This is a genomic window from Neobacillus sp. FSL H8-0543, from assembly GCF_038592905.1.
In the GTDB taxonomy this organism is placed as follows: Bacteria; Bacillota; Bacilli; order Bacillales; family Cytobacillaceae; genus Neobacillus.
The window spans coordinates 731,376-754,656 of record NZ_CP151943.1 but is presented as its reverse complement, the minus strand read 5'-3'; the positions used below and the strand labels follow the sequence as shown (position 1 = coordinate 754,656).

Here is a 23,281-nt window from a genome sequence, read left to right as displayed (position 1 = left end):
GGGTCTTATGAGTTATTTAATCGAATGGGTAACAAATATCATTTTATTTATCCTGTTGGCAACGGTTATTGACATGCTGCTTCCTAATTCAAGTATGCAAAAGTATACAAAGATGGTTACAGGTCTGTTATTGATTGCCATTATTCTCACTCCCATTTTCAAATTAATCTCCAAGGACTTTGAATCAACACTTGCTTCAATCTCTTTCTTGGAAACACCTGGAGAAAAAAATATGGAAAATTCAATAGAATTGAAGAAAAAAGAAATACAAGCCTCAACTAATGCATATATTTTAAAAACAATGGCTGTCCAGCTGGAACAAGGAGTCGAGGAGGAGTTGATGGAGCAATTTGGTCTGGAGATTGCCAAGATAGAACTAACAACCAATAATGAAAGCGATCAATCATTCCCGGAAAACCTCCAAAGGGTTACGGTTCTTCTGAAACCGCCAGAAAACCAAGTGATGGCAGTTGTAGCGATACAACCTGTAGACATTAGTGCTGAAACACCTCTTCCATCTAAAAATTCAGCAGAAGAATCTAAAGAAATCGCCGCATTTCTTTCGCAAAAATGGGATGTAACAGAAAAAACAATTGAGGTTTCGGTTGAAGGGGGGATAAAAAATAAAAATGGATAATAATAAAGGACCCTTATCATGGCTCAAAAATTTGCTTTCAAAGGGTGAAGATTCCGAGAAAAAACCTGGAAGGTATCAGTACCTTATACTTGTACTATGTATCGGCGCTGCCTTTATGGTTGTTGGCAATGTTTTATTCACAGGCAAGTCTAGTTCATTAGATAGTCCTGCTATAAAAAATATTGCCGAGAACCCTGAGGAAGTGGCTGCCTTCGGTCAAAATAAAAATTCCGATAATAAGTCCATAACTAATTATGAGGAATCTTATGAGAAGCAGTTAAAGAAGGCGCTCGAAGAAATGTTAGGTATCAATGATGTAACAGTGGTTGTCAATATTGATTCAACAGACAAAAAAGTACTTGAGAAAAATAGGGTCTCGAAATCTCAGACGACCGAAGAAACAGACCGTGAAGGCGGAACGCGTAAGGTACAGGATACACAAATAGACGAACAGCTTGTTATTATTCGGGATGGAGAGAAAGAGGTTCCAATTGTTGTAGAAACCAAGAAACCGGAAATACGCGGTGTCCTGGTAGTTGCTCAGGGTTCTGAAAATATCCAAGTTAAAAAATTAATTGTTGAAGCTGTAACTAGGGCACTGGGAGTACCAAGTCATCGTGTGGCAGTAATGCCAAAAAAATAAAAGGGGGATTTACAAATGCTATTAAAAAAACAAACGGTATGGTTATTAACAATGCTAAGCTTGGTGGTTGTATTATCGGTCTACTACATTACTTCTCCAGAACAAAAAAGCAATGAACTTGCAGGTGTAGAAGAAGAGGTTAAAGATGAGCAAAAACAGGCGGCAACAGAAACTGAAGACCAGGATGTTGACTCAATTATTTCTGAGGCAGCAGGGGATGAAGAGTTTGAAGCACTACGTTTAAAACTTGAAGATCAGCGCAGTGAATTGAAAGAAGAATTAAGTACAGTTGTGGCAACCACTGATTTACCTGCAGATGAAAGAAGTGAAGCGATGGATCAGATGAAAAAATTAAATCAAACCGCACAGAAAGAACAGATGCTTGAATCACTAATAAGAGCATCAGGCTATGAGGATGCACTAGTTAGAGCAGATGGTGAACAAGTTATGATTACCGTTAAGTCTGATAAAGAGCACTCTAAGGCTGCAGCAAATGAAATAATAAAAATGGTTAAGAAGGAAATTGGAAATACTAATTATGTAGCAGTAGAATTTCAGCCAGCAAAATAATCCTATCATTAATAGGAAGCCATTAGGCTTCCTTTCTGCGTTTAAGTAAAATTAAATGGTTTCAGAATTCACAAATTATTCAAATTATATTAAACTAAAAGAAGGAAGTAAAAGGATAAAATATTATACAGCTAGAATTAGCGTATTGAACTTTTACTAGGTATTATCGTATAGTATTAGTAGCTAGTCACAATTTAGCGGGACAAGGAGTGTTAATATTGTTAAAAGTACAAGAAATTAGAGAATTAATAAAATTGGTGGATCAATCAAGTATTGATGAGTTCGTTTATGAAAATGATGGTTCGAAAATTAAGATGAAAAAAAATGCAACATCTTATGTAACATCTGTAACACAGGTACAAAATGATGCTAAGGCCGTAAATGAGATTCCTGTAGCCCCAACAGTGACCGTTACTCCAATAGCAGCGGTACAGGAAGTAACAAAGGATGCGGCTGAAAAAAAAGCCAGTAATCAAGCAGATACAGCAAATTTACACAAGATTACTTCTCCAATGGTTGGGACGTTCTACGGATCACCAACCCCTGAGGCAGATGTTTACGTCAAAGCTGGTTCGACAGTAACGAAGGATTCAATCGTGTGTATCGTTGAAGCGATGAAGTTGTTTAATGAGATTGAAGCAGAAGTTAATGGTGAAGTGGTTGAAGTACTTGTTAAAAATGGTCAATTAGTAGAATACGGGCAGCCTTTATTTTTAGTAAAGCCTGAATAAGGAGCGGTAACACAGATGATAAAGAAACTGTTAATTGCAAACAGAGGAGAAATTGCGGTCAGAATCATACGAGCATGCAGGGAAATGGGGATTGAATCCGTCGCCGTTTTTTCTGAAGCGGACCGAGAAGCTCTTCATGTGCAGCTTGCAGACGAGGCCTATTGCATTGGACCAAAATTATCCAAAGATAGTTACTTAAATGTAACAAATTTAATTAGTGTCGCCAAGCTTACAGACTGTGATGCCATTCACCCAGGCTATGGTTTCTTAGCTGAAAATGCTGATTTTGCTGAACTTTGCCGTGAATGTAATATAACGTTTGTCGGTCCAAGCCCTGAGGCCATTACGAGGATGGGGACAAAGGATATTGCAAGAGAAACAATGCGTGAAGCGGGCGTGCCAATTGTACCTGGCTCAACTGGAATCATAAATGATATACAAGATGCCATTGAACTTGTGCAGAAAATACAATTTCCTGTTATCATTAAGGCAACTGCAGGCGGAGGCGGTAAAGGAATTCGGGTTGCGAGGAATGAGCAGGAATTAATTAAGGGGTTAAATATCACTCAGCAGGAGGCTTTAACGGCATTTGGTAATCCAGGTGTATACATAGAGAAGTATATTGAGGATTTCCGTCATGTTGAAATTCAAGTGCTGGCAGATAATTACGGAAACACTGTCCATTTAGGGGAAAGAGACTGCACAATCCAGCGAAGACTGCAAAAATTGCTGGAGGAAACACCTTCGCCGGCATTAGATGGAGAAATTCGTGAAGAAATGGGAAATGCGGCAATAAAAGCGGCAAAAGCAGTTGATTATTCTGGTGCTGGCACGGTAGAATTTATATATGACTACCGCAATCGTAAATATTATTTCATGGAAATGAACACGAGAATACAGGTGGAGCATCCTGTAACAGAAATGGTCACAGGTATCGATCTTATTAAAGAGCAAATCCGAGTAGCTTCAGGAGAAAAGCTAATGATAAAACAGAAGGATATCATTTTTACTGGATGGGCAATGGAGTGCCGTATTAATGCTGAAAATCCCGAAAAGAATTTCATGCCTTCTGCTGGGAAGATTAATATGTACCTTCCACCTGGGGGATTTGGTGTCCGAATCGATTCAGCTGCATACCCAGGATATACTATTCCACCTTATTACGATTCCATGATTGCGAAAGTTATCACATATGGTGCTAGCAGAGAAGAGGCTATTTCACGAATGAAACGTGCACTAGGTGAATTTGTTATTGAAGGTGTTCATACAACGATTCCGTTTCACTTAAAATTACTTGAGAATGAAACGTTCGTTGAAGGACATTTCAACACAAAGTTTCTTGAGTTACATGATGTGATGAAGTCTAGTTAATATCTGGAGGTGTTCTTAATGAGCGAGTTTAATGTTTTAGAAATGGAACAAGGAAGCAACGGACAGGGAAAAGTAGAAATTGCTCCAGAAGTAATTGAAGTAATTGCTGGTATTGCTGCATCAGAGGTTGATGGGGTTTCACAAATGCGCGGTAATTTCGCTACTGGTGTTGTTGAACGGTTAGGAAAGAAAAATCATGGTAAGGGTGTTAAAGTAGAATTATCCGAGTCAGGTATTAAGGTCGATGTATATTGCCTGATGAAATTTGGAGTTTCTATACCAACGGTTGCCGGAAAAATCCAGGATAGCATTCGCCAAGCTTTACTCAATATGACAGCATTGGATGCGGAGGCCGTGAATATTCACGTCGTTGGAATCCAATTTGAGAATCAAAAGCAGGAACCTGAAGAAGAATTAGAGTAAAAAGAAAGAGCCAAAGGAATATTATCCTTTGGTTTTTTCTTTTTACTCTGTTACTGCTATGATTTCTACTAAAAAACAACATCTGACAGTGCGAATCGTTTTTAGTTGTGCTATTATCTTTTTATGTGTATAAAACATCATTCATGTTTATAGTTGTTGTATGAAATTTTGACAAAATTTATTACTATCTCTAAAGGAGTTAACGGTATAATGAAGAGAAGAACAGCAAGGGAAAGAGCATTACAGGCTCTATTTCAAATCGATGTAAGTAATACAGATTCAGCTTCTGCCATTGAGCATGTATTAGAAGGTGAATCAGGAGATGATTATTTAACAAGACTCGTTTTAGGAGTTGTCGAACAAAAGGATGAAATTGACCAATTGATTAAAGGAAATCTTGAGAAATGGTCTATCGATCGCTTAGCAACGGTTGACAGAAACCTCATTAGGATTGCAGTTTTTGAATTAAAATTCAACGAAAATGAAGTGCCGGCGAATGTGATCTTAGACGAAGCGATTGAAATTGCGAAAATATATGGAGACGACCAATCTAGCCGATTTATTAACGGTGTACTATCAAAGGTGAAAGAACAGCTGGGAAACAAATAAAAGATTGTGTCTTCTCTATATCAAAAGGGAGGAAGTTTGATGACGGCAAAAATTATTAATGGTACAGAAATAGCAGCAAAAAAAAGAATTGAAATAGCTGAAGAGGTACAAAAGTTAAAAAGTAGCGGAGTCACTCCTGGGTTAGCCGTAATCCTTGTTGGAAATAACCATGCATCAAGGACATATGTGAAAAATAAACAAAAAGCCTGCAATGAACTCGGAATGCACTCCGTACTAATTGAATTGCCTGAATCGATTTCTGAATCAGAATTACTTTTTAAAATTGAAGAGTTAAACGGTGACCAGAGTATCCATGGGATTTTAGTCCAACTCCCTATTCCAAAGCATATCGATGAAAAAATAGTCATTGAATCTATATCACCATTAAAGGATGTAGATGGTTTCCATCCGATTAATATTGGAAGGATGATGACTGGACAAGATGCTTTCTTACCATGTACACCTTTCGGAATCATGGTATTACTTGAAGAAACTGGCATTCCTGTTGCTGGAAAACATGTGGTTGTTGTTGGAAGAAGCAATATTGTCGGAAAGCCTGCAGGACAATTATTCTTAAATCAACATGCAACAGTAACCTATTGTCATTCTAGGACAAGCGATTTGAAGGCACATACGACTCAGGCCGATATTCTTGTTTCAGCAGTTGGGATTGCGAATTTTATTAATGCCGAGCATATAAAAGAAGGTGCCGTCGTAATCGATGTTGGAATGAACAGGAACAACGCAGGAAAGCTTTGCGGTGACGTCGCTTTTGATGAAGTGAGTATGAAGGCAGGCTTTATTACACCTGTTCCTAAAGGAGTGGGTCCGATGACGATTACAATGCTTATGTACAATACTCTAAAATCGGCAAAAAATACATTGCAATCCTAAAAAGGAGTTCGTCATGCAGGAAAAAAAGTATTTATCTGTGTTGGCATTAACTAAATACATAAAAAGAAAATTTGATGCAGATCCACATTTACAGGATATACATGTGCGAGGTGAAATCTCTAATTTCAAACGGCACTCGAGTGGTCATATGTATTTTACCTTGAAGGATGAAAAAGCACGGATACTTGCTGTAATGTTTGCTGGTAACAGCCGATCTATGAAATTTTCACCAGAAAATGGTATGAAGGTAATTGTTAAAGGCGACATTAGTGTGTACGAACCAAGTGGTCAATATCAAATTTATATAAAAGAAATGCAGCCAGATGGCATTGGGGAATTGTTTTTAGCCTATGAGCAGTTACGAAAAAAGCTTGAATTAGAAGGGTTATTTTCATTGGATAGAAAAAAGGGTATCCCTTTATACCCGAAAACAGTTGCTGTTATTACATCACCGACTGGCGCTGCCGTTCGGGACATTATAACGACAATAAAAAGACGGTATCCAATTGTTAATATCCTTGTTTTTCCTGCGCTTGTACAGGGTGATAATGCGGCACCCTCCATCGTTTCTGCTATCGAGAGTGCAAATAACCTGCCTGAGGTTGATGTCATCATAGTGGGGCGCGGCGGCGGTTCCATTGAAGAGCTCTGGGCCTTTAACGAGGAAATAGTTGCCAGGGCGATTTTTCATTCGGATATCCCCATCATTTCTGCAGTTGGTCATGAAACAGATTTTACAATTGCTGATTTTGTAGCTGATATGCGTGCACCTACTCCAACTGGAGCAGCGGAACTAGCAGTTCCACATGTAGAGGAACTGTTAGAGAGGCTCCTGCAGCGTAAAACAAGATTGCTACAAGCCATGAATGGGCGAATTCGTTACGAAAGGCAAAGGTTGAATCGTGTACAAAAGTCCTATGCGTTTCGTTATCCACAGCGATTGTATGAACAAAAGCTGGAACAAGTTGATAAGTTAACGGAAATGTTGGTTCGTGGTACATCAAGATTAACAGACCGAAAAAAAAACCAGCTTGAATCCATTTATAACCGGTTAATACGGAGCCATCCAAAAGTTGCTTTACTTGAAGCGGAGAGGCAGTTTGACCGCTCGCAAAGGGATATCCGTAGAGCCATGATGCAAATTCTAATGAAAAAGCAAAATGAATTTGATCGTGTGATCGCGACACTTCAAGCATTAAGTCCATTAAAAATAATGGACCGAGGATATAGTCTTGTATACAAAGATGGTAATCGGCTTGTAAAAAGCATTCATCAAGTGAATGAGAATGAATCCATTCAAATCCAATTAACCGATGGAAGTCTTTTCTGTCATGTTCAGAGTATAAAGGAGAGCGAGAAACAGTGAAGAATGAACAAAAAGTATCCTTTGAAGAAGCAATGAATAAGCTCGAACAAATTGTCGATAAGCTAGAAGAGGGTGATGTGCCCTTAGAAGAGGCAATTGCCTTCTATAAAGATGGGATGGAACTATCTAAGCTTTGTCATGATAAGTTAAAGAGTGTGGAAGAACAATTGACACAAATTATAACTGAGGATGGGCGTAAGGAAGATTTCTTAATTGCAGAGGAGGAATAGGCTTGGCAGCCAAGTTACTAGATGCTTTTACACAAGAATACAAACAACTGCTTGAAACAGAGCTTCGAACCTTGGTGGCTCAACTTAATGCGCCTCCGATCATAAAAGAGGCAATGCAATATTCTCTAGAAGCAGGGGGCAAGCGAATTCGGCCACTTCTAACGTTTGCAACAGTAGATGCTTTTGGAATGGACCCTAAAAGAGGATTGCTAGCAGCTTGCGCTATTGAAATGATTCATACATATTCTTTAATCCACGATGATTTGCCAAGCATGGATGACGATGACCTCAGGAGAGGGAAGCCTACTAACCATAAAGTATTTGGTGAAGCAATCGCTGTTTTAACAGGTGATGCCTTATTAACCTATAGCTTTGAGGTAGTGGGCAGCATTCCGAATGAAACTGCTTCAGCTAGTACAAAATTAAATTTAATTATTGAAATGGCAAAAGCGGCTGGTACGGAAGGAATGGTCGGCGGTCAGGTTGCTGATATGGAAGGTGAAGGAAAAGCTCTAACATTAGAAGAGCTTGAGTATATACATATTCATAAAACAGGCAAACTCTTAAAGTATAGCGTAATGGCAGGAGCAATGTTAGCAGAAGCTAATCAAACACAATTGGATAATTTATCTTTATTTGCCCATCATCTAGGTTTAGCTTTTCAAATTCGGGATGACATCCTCGACTTAGAGGGTAATCAAGAGATAATTGGTAAGCCTGTTGGAAGCGATACAACAAATCTGAAAAGCACTTACCCTCAACTGTTGTCAATTGAGGGTGCAAAGAAAGCCTTACAGTCCCAATTAGACCTCTCAATACAATATTTAAATAAGACAGGTTTGAATAGCAAGTTGCTTACTGAAATAGCCCAGCTAGTTGTTTCTAGAAACCATTAAAAGTACAGATATTTGAACATTAACGTAATTGTGTTATAATTGTTGACAATGAATTGACAGTTGCCAATGCCGTTATCACTTTTAGTGTTAGCGGCTATTTTTTAAACTCAGGCTGTTTTAAACTTGCTGTTGATTGGAGCTCCAGGCACTTCGCTTTTTAGCGGGCAGTCCGGGAGCCTCCTCGTCGCTTCGCTCCTGCGGGGTCTCCCGTGACTTGCTCTTCCCGCAGGAGTCTCGTGCCTTCCGCTCCAATCAACAGAGTGTACTGAATCAACACCGTCCTTTAACACAGCCTAAACTAATAATAAACTAATATAAATTAACTTCGAAGAAAAAGTATGAAAGTGAGTGATCCAAACATGGATCTGTTATCAATAAAAGACCCTTCCTTTTTAAAGGGAATGTCAAATAATGAACTGCAGGCTCTAAGTCAAGATGTTCGGAAATTCTTGATTGAAAAGCTTTCCGTAACGGGTGGCCATATTGGACCAAATTTAGGTGTAGTTGAATTAACGATTGCCTTGCATAAATGCTTTGATAGTCCAACTGATAAAATCATTTGGGACGTTGGACATCAGTCTTATGTCCATAAAATCTTAACAGGCAGAGCTTGTGAATTTGATACCTTACGTCAATATAAAGGTCTTTGCGGATTCCCTAAAAGAATTGAAAGTGAGCATGATGTTTGGGAGACTGGACATAGTTCAACTTCTTTGTCCGCTGCAATGGGTATGGCAATTGCTAGGGATCTAAAAAAAGAAAAGTCTTATATTTTACCTGTTATTGGTGATGGTGCCTTAACAGGAGGCATGGCTTTAGAGGCTTTGAACCATATTGGACATGAAAAGAAAAACATGATTGTCATTCTAAATGATAATGAAATGTCAATTGCTCCTAATGTCGGAGCACTGCATACGATTCTTGGGCAATTACGGACAGCTGGAAAGTATCAATGGGTAAAAGATGAGCTGGAAGTGTTGTTAAAAAAGATACCTGCTGTAGGCGGAAAACTTGCTGCCACCGCGGAACGGATAAAGGACAGTCTAAAATATTTACTTGTATCGGGAATGTTTTTTGAGGAAATGGGATTCACTTATTTAGGACCTGTTGATGGGCATGATTATGATGCCTTATTTGAAAACCTTGCCTATGCTAAGAAAACCGAAGGACCTGTTATGCTGCATGTAATCACGAAAAAGGGCAAAGGATTCCATCCTGCGGAAAGCGATACCAAAGGGACCTGGCATGGTACGGGTCCATATAAAATGGATACAGGCGCCTTTGTAAAGCCTGATCTGGTCCCGCCTCCTGCTTGGAGTAGTCTAGTTAGTGAAACTGTTCGCAAGCTTGCTCGTGAGGATGAGCGAATTGTAGCTATTACTCCTGCCATGCCAGTAGGGTCGAAGCTTGAAGGCTTTGCCAATGAGTTTCCTGACAGGATGTACGATGTAGGTATTGCAGAGCAACACGCTGCAACTGTAGCTGCAGGCTTGGCAACTCAAAACATGAAGCCGTTTTTAGCCATCTATTCTACTTTTTTACAGCGAGCATATGATCAGGTCGTTCATGATATTTGCCGTCAGAACCTAAATGTTTTCATCGGGATTGATCGCGCCGGTTTAGTTGGTGCCGATGGTGAGACGCATCAGGGTGTTTTTGATATCGCCTTTTTAAGACATGTTCCAAATATTGTTTTAATGATGCCAAAAGATGAAAATGAAGGACAGCACATGGTTTATACTGCGATAAATTATGACGATGGCCCGATTGCAATGAGATTTCCTCGAGGTAATGGTTTAGGTGTACCAATGGATCAGGATTTAAAGAGAATTCCCATTGGTACTTGGGAAGTATTAAAGGAAGGGGAAGATGCTGCCATCTTAACCTTTGGAACAACAATTCCAATGGCAATGGAAGCCGCTGCTATCCTTGAAAAACAAGGTATTTCTATTAAGGTTGTAAATGCTAGGTTTATCAAGCCATTAGATGAAAAAATGCTTGTTAATTTATTTTTACAAAATACCCCCATACTGACAATTGAAGAAGCAGTGCTGCAGGGCGGTTTTGGAAGTTCAGTCTTGGAGTATGCTCATGATCATGGATATTACCATCAAGCTATTGACAGAATGGGGATTCCAGATCAGTTTATTGAACATGGTGATGTCGACTCCTTACTTAGAGAGATTGGAATGACCACTTCAGATGTTGTCAAAAGAATGACTATCCTTGCAAAAAAAAGACAACAAAGGGCTTAACAGATGAAGAAAAAAGAACGTATTGATGTTTTATTAGTGGACAGAGGCTTGGCAGAAACGCGAGAAAAAGCGAAAAGAGCTGTAATGGCAGGGCTTGTTTATTCGAACGAAGAACGCCTTGACAAACCTGGAGAAAAAGTAAATGTGGATATCCCTCTTACTGTTAAAGGGAACGTACTCCCTTATGTTAGCAGAGGAGGGCTAAAGCTTGAGAAGGCTCTCAAGGTATTTGATGTGACCGTGAGGGATAAGGTGATGCTCGATATTGGCGCCTCGACTGGCGGTTTTACAGATTGCGCATTACAAAATGGAGCGAAGATGACCTACGCTTTAGATGTCGGATACAATCAACTAGCTTGGAAGCTCCGTCAGGATGAGCGAGTAGTGGTAATGGAGAGAACGAACTTTCGATATGTAACACCACAAGATTTGGCTGGTGAAATGCCTAATTTTGCTACAATCGACGTTTCGTTTATTTCATTAAGACTTATTCTTCCTGTTTTAAAAACCTTATTAATCCCGGGCGGCGATATTATTGCTCTTGTGAAACCGCAGTTCGAGGCTGGTCGCGAGCAAGTCGGTAAAAAGGGAATTATTCGAGATGAAAAGGTACATTTGCAAGTTGTTAATAAAATTGTCGATTTTTCCGTAACTCAGGGATTTGATGCTGTAAATTTATCCTTTTCTCCGATTACCGGAGGAGACGGGAATATTGAATTCCTTCTTCATCTCAAATGGGAAGGTGAGAAGGAAATAGGTGAGAACCGCTTACCAATCGAGCCTTCACAAATTGTGAAAGAATCTCATCAAGAATTTAAATCAAAACAAAACGCCGAAGGATAAGCAATTGCTTATCCTTTTTTTCGTAAAAACTTGCTATAAATTCTGTTAAAGAATAAATGTACATCTTTGCCAAAATCAGCTAACATATGTGTAGAAGCGCCAATTTAGTACAAAATACATAAATGGTTTGAGTGAATTTAGGAGTGATTAAATGAATAAAGGTCAGCGGCATATTAAAATAAGAGAAATTATTGCCAATAATGATATTGAAACACAAGATGATCTTGTTGATGAACTAAAAAATGCTGGTTTTAACGTGACTCAAGCAACTGTTTCCCGGGATATTAAAGAATTGCACCTCGTGAAGGTCCCGTTACTAGATGGCAGATACAAATATAGCTTGCCTGCAGATCAACGGTTTAATCCATTGCAAAAATTACGGCGATCATTAATGGATGCCTTTGTTCGAATTGATTCAGCAGGACATTTGCTCGTTATGAAGTGTCTGCCTGGTAATGCGATGGCCATTGGTGCCTTGCTTGACAATCTAGACTGGGAAGAAATTCTAGGAACGATTTGTGGCGACGATACAATTTTAATTATCTGTCGTACTCCTGAAGAGACAGAGGTCATCACTAATCGTTTCCTTGATATGCTTTAATAGGGGGAATGTACCTTGTTATCAGAATTATCGATAAAAAACTTTGCGATTATTGAAGCTCTCACCGTTTCTTTTGAGAAAGGATTGACAGTCTTAACGGGTGAAACTGGTGCTGGAAAATCAATTATTATCGATGCCATTCATTTATTGGTTGGGGGTAGAGGATCTGCTGAATTTGTTCGTCATGGCGAGGCCAAAGCGGAAATTGAGGGATTATTTCAATTGGAGTATCAACACCCTGTAACTGCAAAAGCATTGGAATTTGGAATTGAGATTGAGGAAGGCATGATTGTCCTGCGCAGAGATATATCACGTACAGGAAAAAGTGTCTGCCGAATCAATGGTAAGCTGGTTACAATTTCAACACTCAGAGAAATTGGTGCCACACTTGTAGATATTCATGGACAGCATGAACATCAAGATTTAATGGATGAGACCAGACATCTACCACTGCTGGACCAATTTGGTTTTGAAGAAATTTATCCTTCAATCACTGAATACCAGGATGTATTCCATCGCTTCGAGCAAGTAAATAAAAAGTTGAAGTCCTTAAGTGAAAATGAGCAAAAAACAGCCCATCGTCTTGATTTAATTCAATTTCAGTTTGATGAAATTCAAAATGCGAATTTAAAGCTTAATGAAGACAATGAGCTTTATGAGGAGAAAAAGAAACTCGCTAATTTTGAAAGGGTATTTGAATCGCTTCAAACGAGCTACAATGCGTTAAGAGGAGATCAAAAGGGACTCGATTGGATTAGTATGGCAATGGGCCATCTTGAGGATGCAGCGGCACTAGATACGGCATATAAGGAATCTTTTCAATCAGTGATGAACAGTTTTTATCAGCTAGAGGATGTGACTAGTGCTTTAAGAGCAGAATTGGATGGGTTGGAATACGATCCCCATAAATTAAATGAAATTGAAGAGCGTTTAAATGAGATTAACCAATTAAAACGGAAATACGGTAAAACGATAGAAGAAATAGTTGAATATGCGGCAAAAATTGAAGAAGAAATCGAAACACTGCAAAATAAAGAAACACATATTGGTCAATTAGAGAAGGAACTATCCTCCATAAAGAAAGACCTAATATTAGAAGCCAAGCAATTAACGGAAATCCGTAAACGTTGGGCGGAGAGGTTAACGAAATTAATACATAATGAATTAAAGGAATTATATATGGCGAAAACAGTATTTGAAATTCGTTTTGAATCAATTTTGCCTCATTTCTCGAGAAACGGTGTCGATCATGTTGAGTTTTTTATTTCCACTAATCCTGGTGAACCATTAAAGCCTTTATCAAAAATAGCATCAGGCGGAGAGTTATCACGAATCATGTTGGCATTAAAAAGCATTTTTTCCAAACACCAAGGTGTAACCTCGATCATATTTGATGAGGTTGATACTGGTGTTAGCGGAAGAGTGGCACAATCTATTGCCGAAAAAATATATAAAGTAGCTGTTGATTCGCAGGTATTATGTATTTCTCATTTACCTCAGGTGGCTGCGATGGCAGACACCCATCTGTATATTTCCAAGGTCACGAAAGACGGCAGAACAAAAACTGCAGTTAGTCCTCTAAGCTCAGAAGAAAAAATTAAAGAAATTGGCCGAATGATTTCTGGTGTTGAAATAACTGACCTTACCAAAAAACATGCGGAAGAATTACTATTCCTTGCAGCAGAAAATAAAAAAGTGCATACAAACGTTTAGTTATCAAAAATTCACTTTTTGTACATTTATTGCATGAGTTCAGAGTTATTATTGTTATATTTTTTATAAAAAATGTAAAGCTATCCAAATTGGGTAGCTTTTTTATATTGTCTTCAGTTATAAATGCAAGGGAACGAGGCAAAATTAAAGATGTAGCCATTTCGATATAGTGAAATAGAAGCGAGGAGAGTGAAAAGTTTGAAATTAGACATAATTAGAAAGATTATTGGTGGAATTCTCCTTGTTTCATTAATCAGCGTATTGTTTTTTAAACCAATTCAGGATTACCTTGATATACCAAAGACGATAACCGTTTTTGAAGGACAAGATTATACTTTTCAAAAGGCCGCTCCGGTGTCGGCCACAGTCGGTTCTCACAATTCCACTATCACACTTGCTCAGGATCAAAAATCTGTTTCATTACAAGCAAAAGAAAATGGTCAAAATGAAATGCTGTTAGAATTTGCAGGTATTCCAATAAAAAAGGTTGATGTACAAGTATTAAAGGATTTCCGGGTAACTCCTGGGGGCCAATCTATAGGAGTTAAATTAAACACAGTTGGTGTACTGGTTGTTGGACACCATTTAGTTTCGACTGAAGATGGAAAAAAGTCTCCTGGAGAATTAGCAGGAATTAAAATCGGGGATATCATTACGGAAATAAATGGAAATAAAATTGAAAAAATGACTGATGTTGCGCCATTTGTACAAAATGCAGGACAAAACAGTGAAGCATTAGATATGGTTATTAGCAGAGAAAGCGGAAAATTCACTACAAAGCTTACTCCTTTAAAAGATAAGGGAGAAAAGTCCTATAAACTTGGATTATATATCCGTGACTCAGCAGCAGGAATAGGCACCATGACATTTGTTGATCCAAAATCAAAAAAATATGGCGCTTTAGGTCATGTTATTTCAGATATGGATACAAAAAAACCTATTGTAGTTGAGGATGGTCAAATTGTTCGTTCTACCGTTACTTCCATTGAAAAAGGAAGTAATGGCGATCCAGGTGAAAAGTTGGCACGCTTTTCTTCAGATCGTGAAATAGTAGGAAACATCACAAAAAATAGTCCCTTTGGGATATTTGGTGTACTGCACAAAGAATTAAGGAATGGGGTCTTGGATAAACCGTTGCCAATTGCTTTATCCCATCAAGTGAAAGAAGGACCCGCAAAGATTTTAACTGTAGTAAATGATGACAAAGTAGAAGAATTTAATATAGAAATTGTTAGCACGATTCCGCAAAAATTTCCAGCTACAAAAGGCATGGTTATCAAGGTTGTTGACCCGAAACTTCTTGATAAAACAGGAGGGATCGTCCAGGGAATGAGTGGAAGTCCAATCATACAGGACGGCAAGTTAATAGGTGCGGTGACTCATGTTTTTGTCAATGACCCAACAAGCGGTTATGGTGTTCACATTGAATGGATGTTAAATGAAGCTGGAATTAACATATACGAAAAACCAAAAGAAAAAGCCAGTTAAAACGAAAAGCGTATGCTCCTTGGTCAGCCCCAAAGACTCGAGGGGCTAGGTGCAGAAGCTAGATATTACTCAATATATGGAAATAGGCGGATAATCGTCTATTTTCTTTTTTTGTATAAAGATTATTCGACAAATACATAGTATAATTAACCATAAATGCGAATTTAGTCGAAAAACAAAGGAAAATAAAGAATAGATGAGATTTTATAACTATTTTAAGAAATATTAAAAAAATGAGAGGAATTTTTGTTGCATTGTCGAATTTCTAATTTAGAATAGAATTAAGCGAATAAAAAATAAATAATAAAAATTAAAGTGATAAAAGAGAATATTTGAGTTTGGGGAGGATACAAAGTTGAAAAAGATTAAAGTTTGTGTCGTTGATGACAATAGGGAGTTAGTTGGATTATTAGAGGACTACATTTCTTCCCAAGAAGATATGGAAATCTCAGGTATCGCACATAACGGACAAGATTGCTTAGAGATGTTAGAAACAGTAGAACCTGATGTACTTGTTTTAGATATTATAATGCCTCATCTTGATGGCTTAGCAGTTCTAGAGCGAATGAGAGATCTGAAAAAAGCGACAATACCGAACGTTATAATGCTTACTGCGTTTGGTCAAGAAGATGTTACAAAGAAAGCGGTTGAGCTTGGTGCATCTTATTTTATTCTAAAACCGTTTGATATGGAGAACCTTGGAAATCATATTCGTCAGGTTAGCGGAAAAACAAGTCAAGTAAGCCGTAAGCTGCCAACATCAAATTACCGTTCGCAAAATGAACAAAAGCCGAAAAACCTTGATGCAAGTATCACAAGTATTATTCATGAAATTGGTGTTCCAGCGCATATTAAAGGATATCTGTATTTGCGTGAAGCTATTTCTATGGTCTACAACGATATTGAACTTTTAGGTTCAATTACAAAGGTGCTTTACCCTGATATTGCTAAAAAATACAATACAACGGCAAGTCGTGTTGAGCGTGCCATTCGCCATGCCATTGAAGTTGCATGGAGCCGCGGAAATATTGATTCAATTTCCTCGCTTTTTGGTTACACTGTCAGTATGTCAAAAGCAAAGCCAACGAACAGTGAATTTATTGCGATGGTAGCAGATAAACTTCGTCTTGAACACAAGGCCTCTTGAGAAACCCAGAACAAATGAAAGCCTTCATTCTGAATGAAGGCTTTTTCGAATTTAAAGCATCGAGCAGCTGGCGGTTACTGCTCTTCCTTTTGTAATTCCATTAATTTTTGAATAAGAATGTGCTGTGGCATATGCATAAGATGTTCAATGGGAACATTTAATTTTTCGGCTAGTTTAATGGCCGTTTCAGGTGATAGTTGTAGTGGTTTCATTGTAAATTCCTCCAAATAGTAGTTGGGAAGTGAAAAAATGACACAAATATTTGCCCACCGCGGTTATGCAGCTGTATTTAGCGAAAATACAATGGGTGCATTTGTCGAAGCTGAAAAAGCAGGTGCTGATGGTCTGGAACTCGATGTCCAATTAACCAAAGACGATGAAATCGTTGTTATTCATGATGAGAAGGTCAATAGAACAACAGATGGATCAGGATATGTAAAGGATTTCTTATTTAAAGACATCAGAAAGTTAAATGCCAGTAAAAAGGGTGTAAAAAAAGAGCCGATACCTTCACTAAATGAAGTACTTGATTGGATGCAAACGAATAATCTTGTTTGTAATATAGAGTTGAAAAATGATCTTATTCCATATAAAGGAATGGAAGAAAGGGTTATCCAGCTTGTTCGGAATTATGGTATGACCGACAGAATTATTATTTCTTCTTTCAATCATTATAGTGTGGTATATAGTTATCAACTGGCACCGGAAATAGAAACTGCACCACTTTTTAATGAACGGATATTTATGCCATGGGTATACGCCCAGTCAATCAGGGCAAAAGGAATGCATCCAAAATACTCCCGTATCTCGGATAAAATTATTAAAAGTACAATGGAAAATGGAATAGCGGTTAGACCTTATACAGTAAATAAAGATGCTGATTTGCATAGATTTTTTAATATAAGATGTTCAGCTATCATTACAGATGAACCTGTCAAAGCATTGAATATAAGAAAACAATATACTCAAGGCTAAAACTTAGAAAGAGACCAAAATGGTCTCTTTCTTCTTTATCTATTATCCTTAAATCTAGCTTGAACTTTATTCCGTTTACGATCTCTTCGAAAGATAAATCCTGCTACAAATCCCAAACCACCAAGAAAGAATAGTAAACCAAGGAGAAACTGAAGCCATAAAGACGGTATGGGAGACAGTAGAACCCCAAAAGTCATATCACGCATTAATTTAATACCAAAACCAGCCAAAAACCCAGGAATTAATAATATGAATAGAGCAATAATCCGAATCATAATGTAATCCTTCCAATTCTTTAGTAAAAAAATACCTTCATGAAAAATATATTACAAAGATAATATTTGTCAAGGACAGTAATTAAATATAAAATAGTAATTGAAAAATATTGCAGATTTTCGATTATTTTTGTGTGAAAAAAACTTCTTTTTGGAAGACAATATAATAAAGGGGCGAAAAGATGCAAAATGTTATGATTGTTGGCGCTGGCAAAGGTGGTATAGCGGTATTAAAATTACTAAATGAAACAGAAGTGTTAAATGTCCAAGTTGTGATCGATCGAAATTCGGATGCCCCTGGTATATTATTAGCACAAAGAGAAGGCATCGTAACTGGAACGGACTGGCTCCCCTTTCTAAATGAAACGATTGATATTATCATTGATGTTACTGGGAGCGAACGAGTGTTTCAACAGCTTAGAAATGCTAAAAGTAAAAAAACGGTTTTAATTCCGGGAAGTGTTGCCTTTTTGCTGGCACAGCTTCTTGAAGAAAAAGAAGAACTGATTCAAAAGCATCAAAATGAATCATATAAACAAGAATTAATTTTTAATGCCACAAATGATGGAATGGTTGTTATCGATAATTATGGCCATGTTATTTTATTTAATCGCCGTGCCGAAGAAATGATGGGTGTTAAAAAGGAGCAAGCAATCGGTCAGCAGGTAGTTAATGTCATCCCAGAAAGTAGATTACCGCTTATCCTTGAATCAAAAAGAATTGAGACCAATCAAGAAATGATTCTGGGGAATGGCCGTAAAATTATTACTACCCGGATTCCAATCATTGAGGAAAATGGAACGATTATTGGCGCTTTTGCTGTCTTTAAGGATATAACCGAGGTGGTTAATCTTGCAGAGGAGATTACCGATTTAAAGGAAATACAAACCATGCTCCAGGCAATTATTCATTCAAGTGATGATGCCATTTCAGTAGTTGATGAACTTGGCAGAGGTATACTTATAAATCCGGCGTATACTCGTCTCACAGGTCTTACTAAGGAACAAGTAATCGGGCAGCCAGCGACAGCTGATATTTCTGAAGGAGAAAGTATGCATATGAAGGTTCTTCAGACAAGAAGAGCTGTTCGGGGCACTGCTATGAGAGTTGGAGCAAATAAGCGTGAAGTAATTGTTAATGTGGCCCCAATTATTGTTAAAGGTAAACTAAAGGGTAGTGTAGGCGTTATCCACGATATGTCGGAAATTAAATCTCTAAGCAGGGAACTGCATCGTGCCAGGCAAATTATTCGAACACTTGAAGCCAAATATACCTTCGAGGATATAATTGCTCATTCAGAAGAAATGCTTTTGGCTATTGAGCAGGCTAAACTTGGTGCTAAAACGCCGGCGACCGTTCTCTTACGCGGTGAATCGGGAACAGGAAAAGAATTGTTCGCCCACGCTATACATAATGCAAGTGATAGAAAATACAACAAATTTATCCGTGTAAATTGTGCGGCTATTGCTGAGTCACTACTGGAAAGTGAATTATTTGGCTATGAAGAGGGAGCATTCTCTGGAGCGAGAAGGGGAGGAAAGAGAGGCTTTTTTGAAGAAGCGAATAATGGCAGCATTTTCCTTGATGAAATAGGTGAGTTGCCAGCCAATACCCAAGCAAAGTTACTTAGGGTACTGCAAGAACGTGAAATCATTCGGGTGGGCGGGACAAAGCCTATAGCAATTAATGTTCGAATTATTGCTGCAACCAATGTCAACCTTGAAAAAGGTATTGCCAATGGATCCTTTAGGGAAGACTTATATTATCGTTTAAATCGCATGCCTATACATATCCCGCCGTTAAGAAAACGTAGAGAAGAAATACCATTATTATCAGAACTGCTCATTCAAAAGATAAATCGTGATTATGGAAAAAATGTAGAAGGTGTAACCCAAACAGCCGTGAGTAGGTTAATGAATTATGACTGGCCGGGCAATGTAAGGGAATTAGAAAATATTCTGGGCAGAGCAATGATTTTTATGAATTATAATGAATCGCTAATTAATGTCCATCACTTACCAGAATTAAGAAGTAAAAAAACAGGGAATGAACTTCATTTTTCAGAGAATAGTAAATCAGTTGAACCGAACCGTTCCCTTTCAGGAATGGTTGAGGAATATGAAGCAGAAATTATTAAAGATACCATTCATCGCTTAAATGGGAATAAAACATTAACAGCTAAAACTCTTGGCTTGTCGGTGAGAAATCTATATTACAAGCTCGAGAAATACAAACTTGAAAATAATAGCACGCAATAATTTTCGTAGTATGCAGGATATTGCATATATAAAAGATGTAAATACAGCGTTTGCAATGGAAATTATTTGGCATGGAACTTGCATGTTTATATTTTGGAGTTGCAGTGAATATAGAAGGGGTTGATGACAACTTGTTGCTGGAAACACTTATTGACAAAGCAACCCAACAGCATGATCATACGGTTGCCGTCGCGGCTGCAGAGGACACAGAAGTAATCGAAGCAGTGCTAGACGCTTTAGACCGTAACCTCGCCAATTTTATTTTATATGGTAATAAAGAAAAAATTAATACCATTCTAGATGTAAAGCAATATAAAAATAAGAACAATAAAAAATTAAATGTTGTGCACGCAGAATCAAACTCATTAGCTGCAGATTTGGCTGTAAAGGCTGTATTTAATAAAGAAGCTAGCGTCTTGATGAAAGGGAATCTAGCCACGAGCACTATACTAAAATCAGTTTTGAATAAGGAATATGGACTTCGTACAGGCAGTGTTTTATCGCATGTGGCGGTCTTTGAAGTCCCAGGCTTTGACCGTTTGATTTTCGTAACAGATGCGGCGATGAATATTTCTCCTGATGTAGAGCAAAAAGCACAAATAATAAAAAATGCTGCTGCCTTGGCCACTTCTTTAGGAATTGAAAATCCTAGAGTAGCTCCAATTGCTGCTGTAGAAGTGGTAAAAACAAATATGCAAGCAACGATTGATGCTGCCTTATTAACACTCATGAATCACAGGGGACAAATCCCGGGGTGTATTGTTGATGGTCCTCTTGGACTTGATAATGCTGTTTCCACTTTAGCTGCCGAACACAAAGGTATACATAGTGAAGTGGCGGGCAGAGCTGATATTTTATTAGTTCCAACTATAGAAGTGGGAAATGTATTGTATAAATCATTAATTTATTTTGCCAAAGCAAAGGTTGGGGCCGTTATTGCAGGCGCAAAGGCCCCGATTGTTTTGACATCTAGAGCTGATACGGCTGAAAGCAAGCTTTACTCACTTGCCCTTGCCATCTGTTCTATCAGTAACTAAAGTTTCTTAATTTTGAGGAGGAATAGACAATGGAAATTTTCAAGTACTTAGAAAAATATGATTATGAGCAGGTAGTATTTTGCCAAGATAAGCAATCAGGATTAAAAGCGATTATCGCTATACACGATACAACTCTAGGACCTGCATTAGGCGGTACAAGGATGTGGACGTATGATTCCGAGGGAGATGCCATTGAAGATGCATTAAGACTGGCAAAAGGAATGACATATAAGAATGCTGCTGCAGGGCTAAACCTAGGTGGTGGGAAAACCGTTATCATTGGAGACCCTCGTAAAGATAAATCAGAAGAATTATTCCGTGCATTTGGTCGGTATATTCAAGGATTAAACGGAAGATATATTACCGCTGAAGATGTAGGAACAACGGTTGCAGATATGGATATGATCCATGAAGAAACAGACTATGTTACAGGTATTTCACCAGCTTTCGGTTCATCAGGTAATCCTTCACCAGTCACTGCATATGGAGTTTACCGTGGGATGAAAGCAGCAGCTAAAGCAGCATTTGGTTCGGATTCACTAGAAGGAAAAGTCGTTGCTATCCAAGGTATAGGAAATGTAGCCTGGACTCTGTGCGAGTACTTGCACGAGGAAGGTGCACAATTAATTGTTACAGATATTAACAAAGAAGTAGTTCAACGTGCCATAGAGAAATTCGGTGCACGTGCTGTGAATCCAGATGAAATTTATGGTGTGGAATGTGATATTTATGCTCCTTGTGCTCTTGGAGCAACAGTTAATGATGAAACAATACCGCAGTTAAAGGCAAGAGTCATTGCCGGATCCGCTAATAATCAATTAAAAGATCCACGACATGGCGATATCATCCATGAAATGGGTATTGTTTATGCACCAGACTATGTTATCAATGCAGGTGGGGTAATAAACGTTGCAGATGAGCTTTATGGATATAATCATGAACGTGCTATGAAAAAGGTTGACCAAATTTATGCAAGTATTGAAAAAGTAATTGCTATTTCAAAGCGTGATGGGATTCCAACTTACGTAGCTGCAGACCGTATGGCGGAAGAACGGATTGAAAAAATGCGTAATTCCCGCAGTCAATTCCTGCAAAATGGCCATCATATCTTAAGTCGTCGATAAAAAGGAAAAAAGTGGAAGAACGCTGAATGGAAAATTCAGCGTCTTTGCTTTAAATAGGATGAATGATAAACCATATTGGAGGTCAATCCATTGCCTGATAAACAATATCGAATGCTCATCATCAACCCAGGTTCTACTTCTACTAAGATCGGGGTCTTCGATAATGAAATTTCTATACTAGAAAGAACGATACGCCATGATGTTGACAAGATCAATTCATATGCCAATATCATTGACCAATATGAATTCAGAAAAAGTACCATTTTAGAAACACTCGATCATGAAGGAATTAATATCTCAAAATTAAATGCCGTTTGTGGACGAGGAGGATTGCTGCGCCCAATTGAAGGTGGCACATATAATGTAAATGACGTGATGCTTTCAGATTTAAGAACTGGATATGCTGGGCAGCACGCTTCGAATCTTGGAGGCATTATCGCAAATGAGATTGCCTCTGCACTTAACATACCAGCTTTTATTGTCGACCCTGTTGTTGTAGATGAATTGGATCCTATCGCTAGAATATCAGGATTTTCCTTAATTGAAAGAAAAAGTATCTTTCATGCATTAAATCAAAAAGCGGTAGCAAGAAGAGTGGCGAAGGAGCTTGGGAAAGAGTACCGAGAGTTGAACCTGATTGTTACTCATATGGGTGGTGGAATTACGGTTGGAGTTCATAGGCGGGGAAAAGTTGTCGATGTGAACAATGGCCTACATGGAGATGGGCCTTTTAGCCCTGAACGAGCAGGTACCGTACCTGCTGGGGATTTAATCGCTCTTTGTTATTCAGGTCAGTATTACCGTGAAGAAGTGATGAAGAAGCTTGTTGGTCAGGGGGGACTTGTAGCCTACCTAGGAACAAGTGATGCGGTCGAAGTAGAAAAAAGAATTGCTGATGGCGATGAAAACGCGAAGCTTGTGTATGATGCCATGGCCTATCAAGTGGCAAAAGAAATTGCCGCTGCCAGCGCAGTGTTGAACGGAAAAGTGGATGCCATCGTGTTAACTGGTGGTCTCGCATTTGGTAACGGTTTTGTAAAATCCATCATTGATAGAATTCACTGGATTGCTGACTGTATTGTACATCCTGGTGAAAATGAGCTTCAAGCACTGGCTGAGGGTGCCCTCCGCATTTTGCGTGGAGAAGAAGAAGTAAAAGAATATCCGGGTACCTTTAAAACTGCAAAAATTTAAG

The 23,281-nt window shown here is 38.4% G+C and carries 24 protein-coding genes; 22 read left to right on the top strand and 2 right to left on the bottom strand.

The window, feature by feature from the left end; all coding sequences use genetic code 11:
• Positions 1–7 precede the first annotated feature (7 nt).
• The 17 genes from spoIIIAF (at position 8) to spo0A (ending at position 16,417) form a co-directional block, all read left to right on the top strand.
• The gene (gene spoIIIAF, locus NSS81_RS03990) at positions 8–637 is read left to right on the top strand and encodes a stage III sporulation protein AF (protein WP_342432259.1); all 630 of its coding nucleotides are present in this window, start codon (positions 8–10) and stop codon (positions 635–637) included.
• On the top strand, positions 630–1,280 hold the full coding sequence (gene spoIIIAG, locus NSS81_RS03985; protein WP_342432258.1) for a stage III sporulation protein AG: 651 nt from the start codon (positions 630–632) through the stop codon (positions 1,278–1,280). The genes spoIIIAF and spoIIIAG overlap by 8 nt, the downstream gene beginning before the upstream one ends.
• Positions 1,281–1,295: 15 nt before the next feature.
• Complete coding sequence (locus NSS81_RS03980) at positions 1,296–1,850, top strand: SpoIIIAH-like family protein (RefSeq protein WP_342432257.1); 555 nt, start codon at positions 1,296–1,298, stop codon at positions 1,848–1,850.
• Between the two features lie 218 nt (positions 1,851–2,068).
• Positions 2,069–2,581 (top strand): acetyl-CoA carboxylase biotin carboxyl carrier protein, encoded by a 513-nt coding sequence (gene accB, locus NSS81_RS03975; RefSeq protein WP_342432256.1) that lies wholly within the window; start codon positions 2,069–2,071, stop codon positions 2,579–2,581.
• Positions 2,582–2,596: 15 nt separating this feature from the next.
• Entirely contained in the window at positions 2,597–3,952 is a 1,356-nt protein-coding gene (accC, locus tag NSS81_RS03970) for an acetyl-CoA carboxylase biotin carboxylase subunit (RefSeq protein ID WP_342432255.1), read from the top strand.
• An 18-nt stretch (positions 3,953–3,970) separates the two neighbouring features.
• Entirely contained in the window at positions 3,971–4,375 is a 405-nt protein-coding gene (locus tag NSS81_RS03965) for an Asp23/Gls24 family envelope stress response protein (protein WP_342432254.1), read from the top strand.
• A 210-nt stretch (positions 4,376–4,585) separates the two neighbouring features.
• Complete coding sequence (gene nusB / locus NSS81_RS03960) at positions 4,586–4,984, top strand: transcription antitermination factor NusB (protein WP_342432253.1); 399 nt, start codon at positions 4,586–4,588, stop codon at positions 4,982–4,984.
• A 39-nt stretch (positions 4,985–5,023) separates the two neighbouring features.
• Positions 5,024–5,878 (top strand): bifunctional methylenetetrahydrofolate dehydrogenase/methenyltetrahydrofolate cyclohydrolase FolD, encoded by an 855-nt coding sequence (gene folD, locus NSS81_RS03955; RefSeq protein ID WP_342432252.1) that lies wholly within the window; start codon positions 5,024–5,026, stop codon positions 5,876–5,878.
• Between the two features lie 13 nt (positions 5,879–5,891).
• A complete protein-coding gene (gene xseA, locus NSS81_RS03950; protein ID WP_342432251.1) occupies positions 5,892–7,244 on the top strand; it encodes an exodeoxyribonuclease VII large subunit in 1,353 nt (450 codons plus the stop codon).
• On the top strand, positions 7,241–7,474 hold the full coding sequence (locus tag NSS81_RS03945) for an exodeoxyribonuclease VII small subunit (protein WP_342432250.1): 234 nt from the start codon (positions 7,241–7,243) through the stop codon (positions 7,472–7,474). Before xseA ends, NSS81_RS03945 begins: the two co-directional genes overlap by 4 nt.
• Positions 7,475–7,476: 2 nt before the next feature.
• Positions 7,477–8,370, top strand: coding sequence for a polyprenyl synthetase family protein (locus tag NSS81_RS03940; RefSeq protein WP_342432249.1), 894 nt, complete (start codon positions 7,477–7,479; stop codon positions 8,368–8,370).
• A 359-nt stretch (positions 8,371–8,729) separates the two neighbouring features.
• On the top strand, positions 8,730–10,625 hold the full coding sequence (dxs, locus tag NSS81_RS03935) for a 1-deoxy-D-xylulose-5-phosphate synthase (protein WP_342433926.1): 1,896 nt from the start codon (positions 8,730–8,732) through the stop codon (positions 10,623–10,625).
• A gap of 3 nt (positions 10,626–10,628) precedes the next feature.
• Positions 10,629–11,468, top strand: coding sequence for a TlyA family RNA methyltransferase (locus NSS81_RS03930; protein ID WP_342432248.1), 840 nt, complete (start codon positions 10,629–10,631; stop codon positions 11,466–11,468).
• A gap of 151 nt (positions 11,469–11,619) precedes the next feature.
• Positions 11,620–12,069 carry a transcriptional regulator ArgR gene (gene argR, locus NSS81_RS03925; RefSeq protein ID WP_342432247.1) on the top strand — a complete coding sequence of 150 codons (450 nt, stop codon included), beginning with the start codon at positions 11,620–11,622 and terminating at the stop codon, positions 12,067–12,069.
• A gap of 15 nt (positions 12,070–12,084) precedes the next feature.
• Complete coding sequence (gene recN / locus NSS81_RS03920; protein WP_342432246.1) at positions 12,085–13,782, top strand: DNA repair protein RecN; 1,698 nt, start codon at positions 12,085–12,087, stop codon at positions 13,780–13,782.
• Between the two features lie 198 nt (positions 13,783–13,980).
• Entirely contained in the window at positions 13,981–15,270 is a 1,290-nt protein-coding gene (gene spoIVB / locus NSS81_RS03915; protein ID WP_342432245.1) for a SpoIVB peptidase, read from the top strand.
• A gap of 355 nt (positions 15,271–15,625) precedes the next feature.
• Positions 15,626–16,417: a sporulation transcription factor Spo0A gene (gene spo0A / locus NSS81_RS03910; protein ID WP_342432244.1), complete on the top strand. Its 792-nt coding sequence runs from the start codon at positions 15,626–15,628 to the stop codon at positions 16,415–16,417.
• Positions 16,418–16,491: 74 nt separating this feature from the next.
• Here spo0A and NSS81_RS03905 read toward each other — a convergent pair whose 3' ends face one another.
• A complete protein-coding gene (locus NSS81_RS03905) occupies positions 16,492–16,629 on the bottom strand; it encodes a YycC family protein (RefSeq protein WP_342432243.1) in 138 nt (45 codons plus the stop codon).
• Positions 16,630–16,666: 37 nt separating this feature from the next.
• Here NSS81_RS03905 and NSS81_RS03900 point away from each other — a divergent pair, with 37 nt between their 5' ends.
• Positions 16,667–17,392 carry a glycerophosphodiester phosphodiesterase gene (locus NSS81_RS03900; protein ID WP_342432242.1) on the top strand — a complete coding sequence of 242 codons (726 nt, stop codon included), beginning with the start codon at positions 16,667–16,669 and terminating at the stop codon, positions 17,390–17,392.
• A gap of 35 nt (positions 17,393–17,427) precedes the next feature.
• Here the strand turns inward: NSS81_RS03900 and NSS81_RS03895 are convergent, their stop codons facing one another.
• A complete protein-coding gene (locus NSS81_RS03895; protein WP_342432241.1) occupies positions 17,428–17,667 on the bottom strand; it encodes a DUF2627 domain-containing protein in 240 nt (79 codons plus the stop codon).
• Between the two features lie 182 nt (positions 17,668–17,849).
• Here NSS81_RS03895 and NSS81_RS03890 point away from each other — a divergent pair, with 182 nt between their 5' ends.
• The 4 genes from NSS81_RS03890 to buk all read left to right on the top strand — a co-directional run bounded on the left by NSS81_RS03890 (position 17,850) and on the right by buk (position 23,280).
• Positions 17,850–19,925 (top strand): sigma-54-dependent Fis family transcriptional regulator, encoded by a 2,076-nt coding sequence (locus tag NSS81_RS03890; RefSeq protein ID WP_342432240.1) that lies wholly within the window; start codon positions 17,850–17,852, stop codon positions 19,923–19,925.
• A gap of 131 nt (positions 19,926–20,056) precedes the next feature.
• Entirely contained in the window at positions 20,057–20,962 is a 906-nt protein-coding gene (gene yqiS, locus NSS81_RS03885; RefSeq protein WP_342433925.1) for a phosphate butyryltransferase, read from the top strand.
• Between the two features lie 29 nt (positions 20,963–20,991).
• Positions 20,992–22,086, top strand: a complete 1,095-nt coding sequence (bcd, locus tag NSS81_RS03880) for a branched-chain amino acid dehydrogenase (protein WP_342432239.1) — start codon at positions 20,992–20,994, stop codon at positions 22,084–22,086.
• Between the two features lie 90 nt (positions 22,087–22,176).
• Positions 22,177–23,280 carry a butyrate kinase gene (buk, locus tag NSS81_RS03875; protein WP_342432238.1) on the top strand — a complete coding sequence of 368 codons (1,104 nt, stop codon included), beginning with the start codon at positions 22,177–22,179 and terminating at the stop codon, positions 23,278–23,280.
• Position 23,281 lies beyond the last annotated feature (1 nt).

Coding starts and splice junctions, on each gene's coding strand:
- nusB (WP_342432253.1), top strand. CDS start 4,586: ATGAAGAGAAGAACAGCAAGGGAAAGAGCATTACAGGCTCTATTTCAA.
- NSS81_RS03905 (WP_342432243.1), bottom strand. CDS start 16,629: ATGAAACCACTACAACTATCACCTGAAACGGCCATTAAACTAGCCGAA.
- spoIIIAF (WP_342432259.1), top strand. CDS start 8: ATGAGTTATTTAATCGAATGGGTAACAAATATCATTTTATTTATCCTG.
- spoIIIAG (WP_342432258.1), top strand. CDS start 630: ATGGATAATAATAAAGGACCCTTATCATGGCTCAAAAATTTGCTTTCA.
- NSS81_RS03980 (WP_342432257.1), top strand. CDS start 1,296: ATGCTATTAAAAAAACAAACGGTATGGTTATTAACAATGCTAAGCTTG.
- NSS81_RS03900 (WP_342432242.1), top strand. CDS start 16,667: ATGACACAAATATTTGCCCACCGCGGTTATGCAGCTGTATTTAGCGAA.
- NSS81_RS03890 (WP_342432240.1), top strand. CDS start 17,850: ATGCAAAATGTTATGATTGTTGGCGCTGGCAAAGGTGGTATAGCGGTA.
- accC (WP_342432255.1), top strand. CDS start 2,597: ATGATAAAGAAACTGTTAATTGCAAACAGAGGAGAAATTGCGGTCAGA.
- argR (WP_342432247.1), top strand. CDS start 11,620: ATGAATAAAGGTCAGCGGCATATTAAAATAAGAGAAATTATTGCCAAT.
- NSS81_RS03965 (WP_342432254.1), top strand. CDS start 3,971: ATGAGCGAGTTTAATGTTTTAGAAATGGAACAAGGAAGCAACGGACAG.
- xseA (WP_342432251.1), top strand. CDS start 5,892: ATGCAGGAAAAAAAGTATTTATCTGTGTTGGCATTAACTAAATACATA.
- dxs (WP_342433926.1), top strand. CDS start 8,730: ATGGATCTGTTATCAATAAAAGACCCTTCCTTTTTAAAGGGAATGTCA.
- folD (WP_342432252.1), top strand. CDS start 5,024: ATGACGGCAAAAATTATTAATGGTACAGAAATAGCAGCAAAAAAAAGA.
- NSS81_RS03930 (WP_342432248.1), top strand. CDS start 10,629: ATGAAGAAAAAAGAACGTATTGATGTTTTATTAGTGGACAGAGGCTTG.
- bcd (WP_342432239.1), top strand. CDS start 20,992: ATGGAAATTTTCAAGTACTTAGAAAAATATGATTATGAGCAGGTAGTA.
- NSS81_RS03895 (WP_342432241.1), bottom strand. CDS start 17,667: ATGATTCGGATTATTGCTCTATTCATATTATTAATTCCTGGGTTTTTG.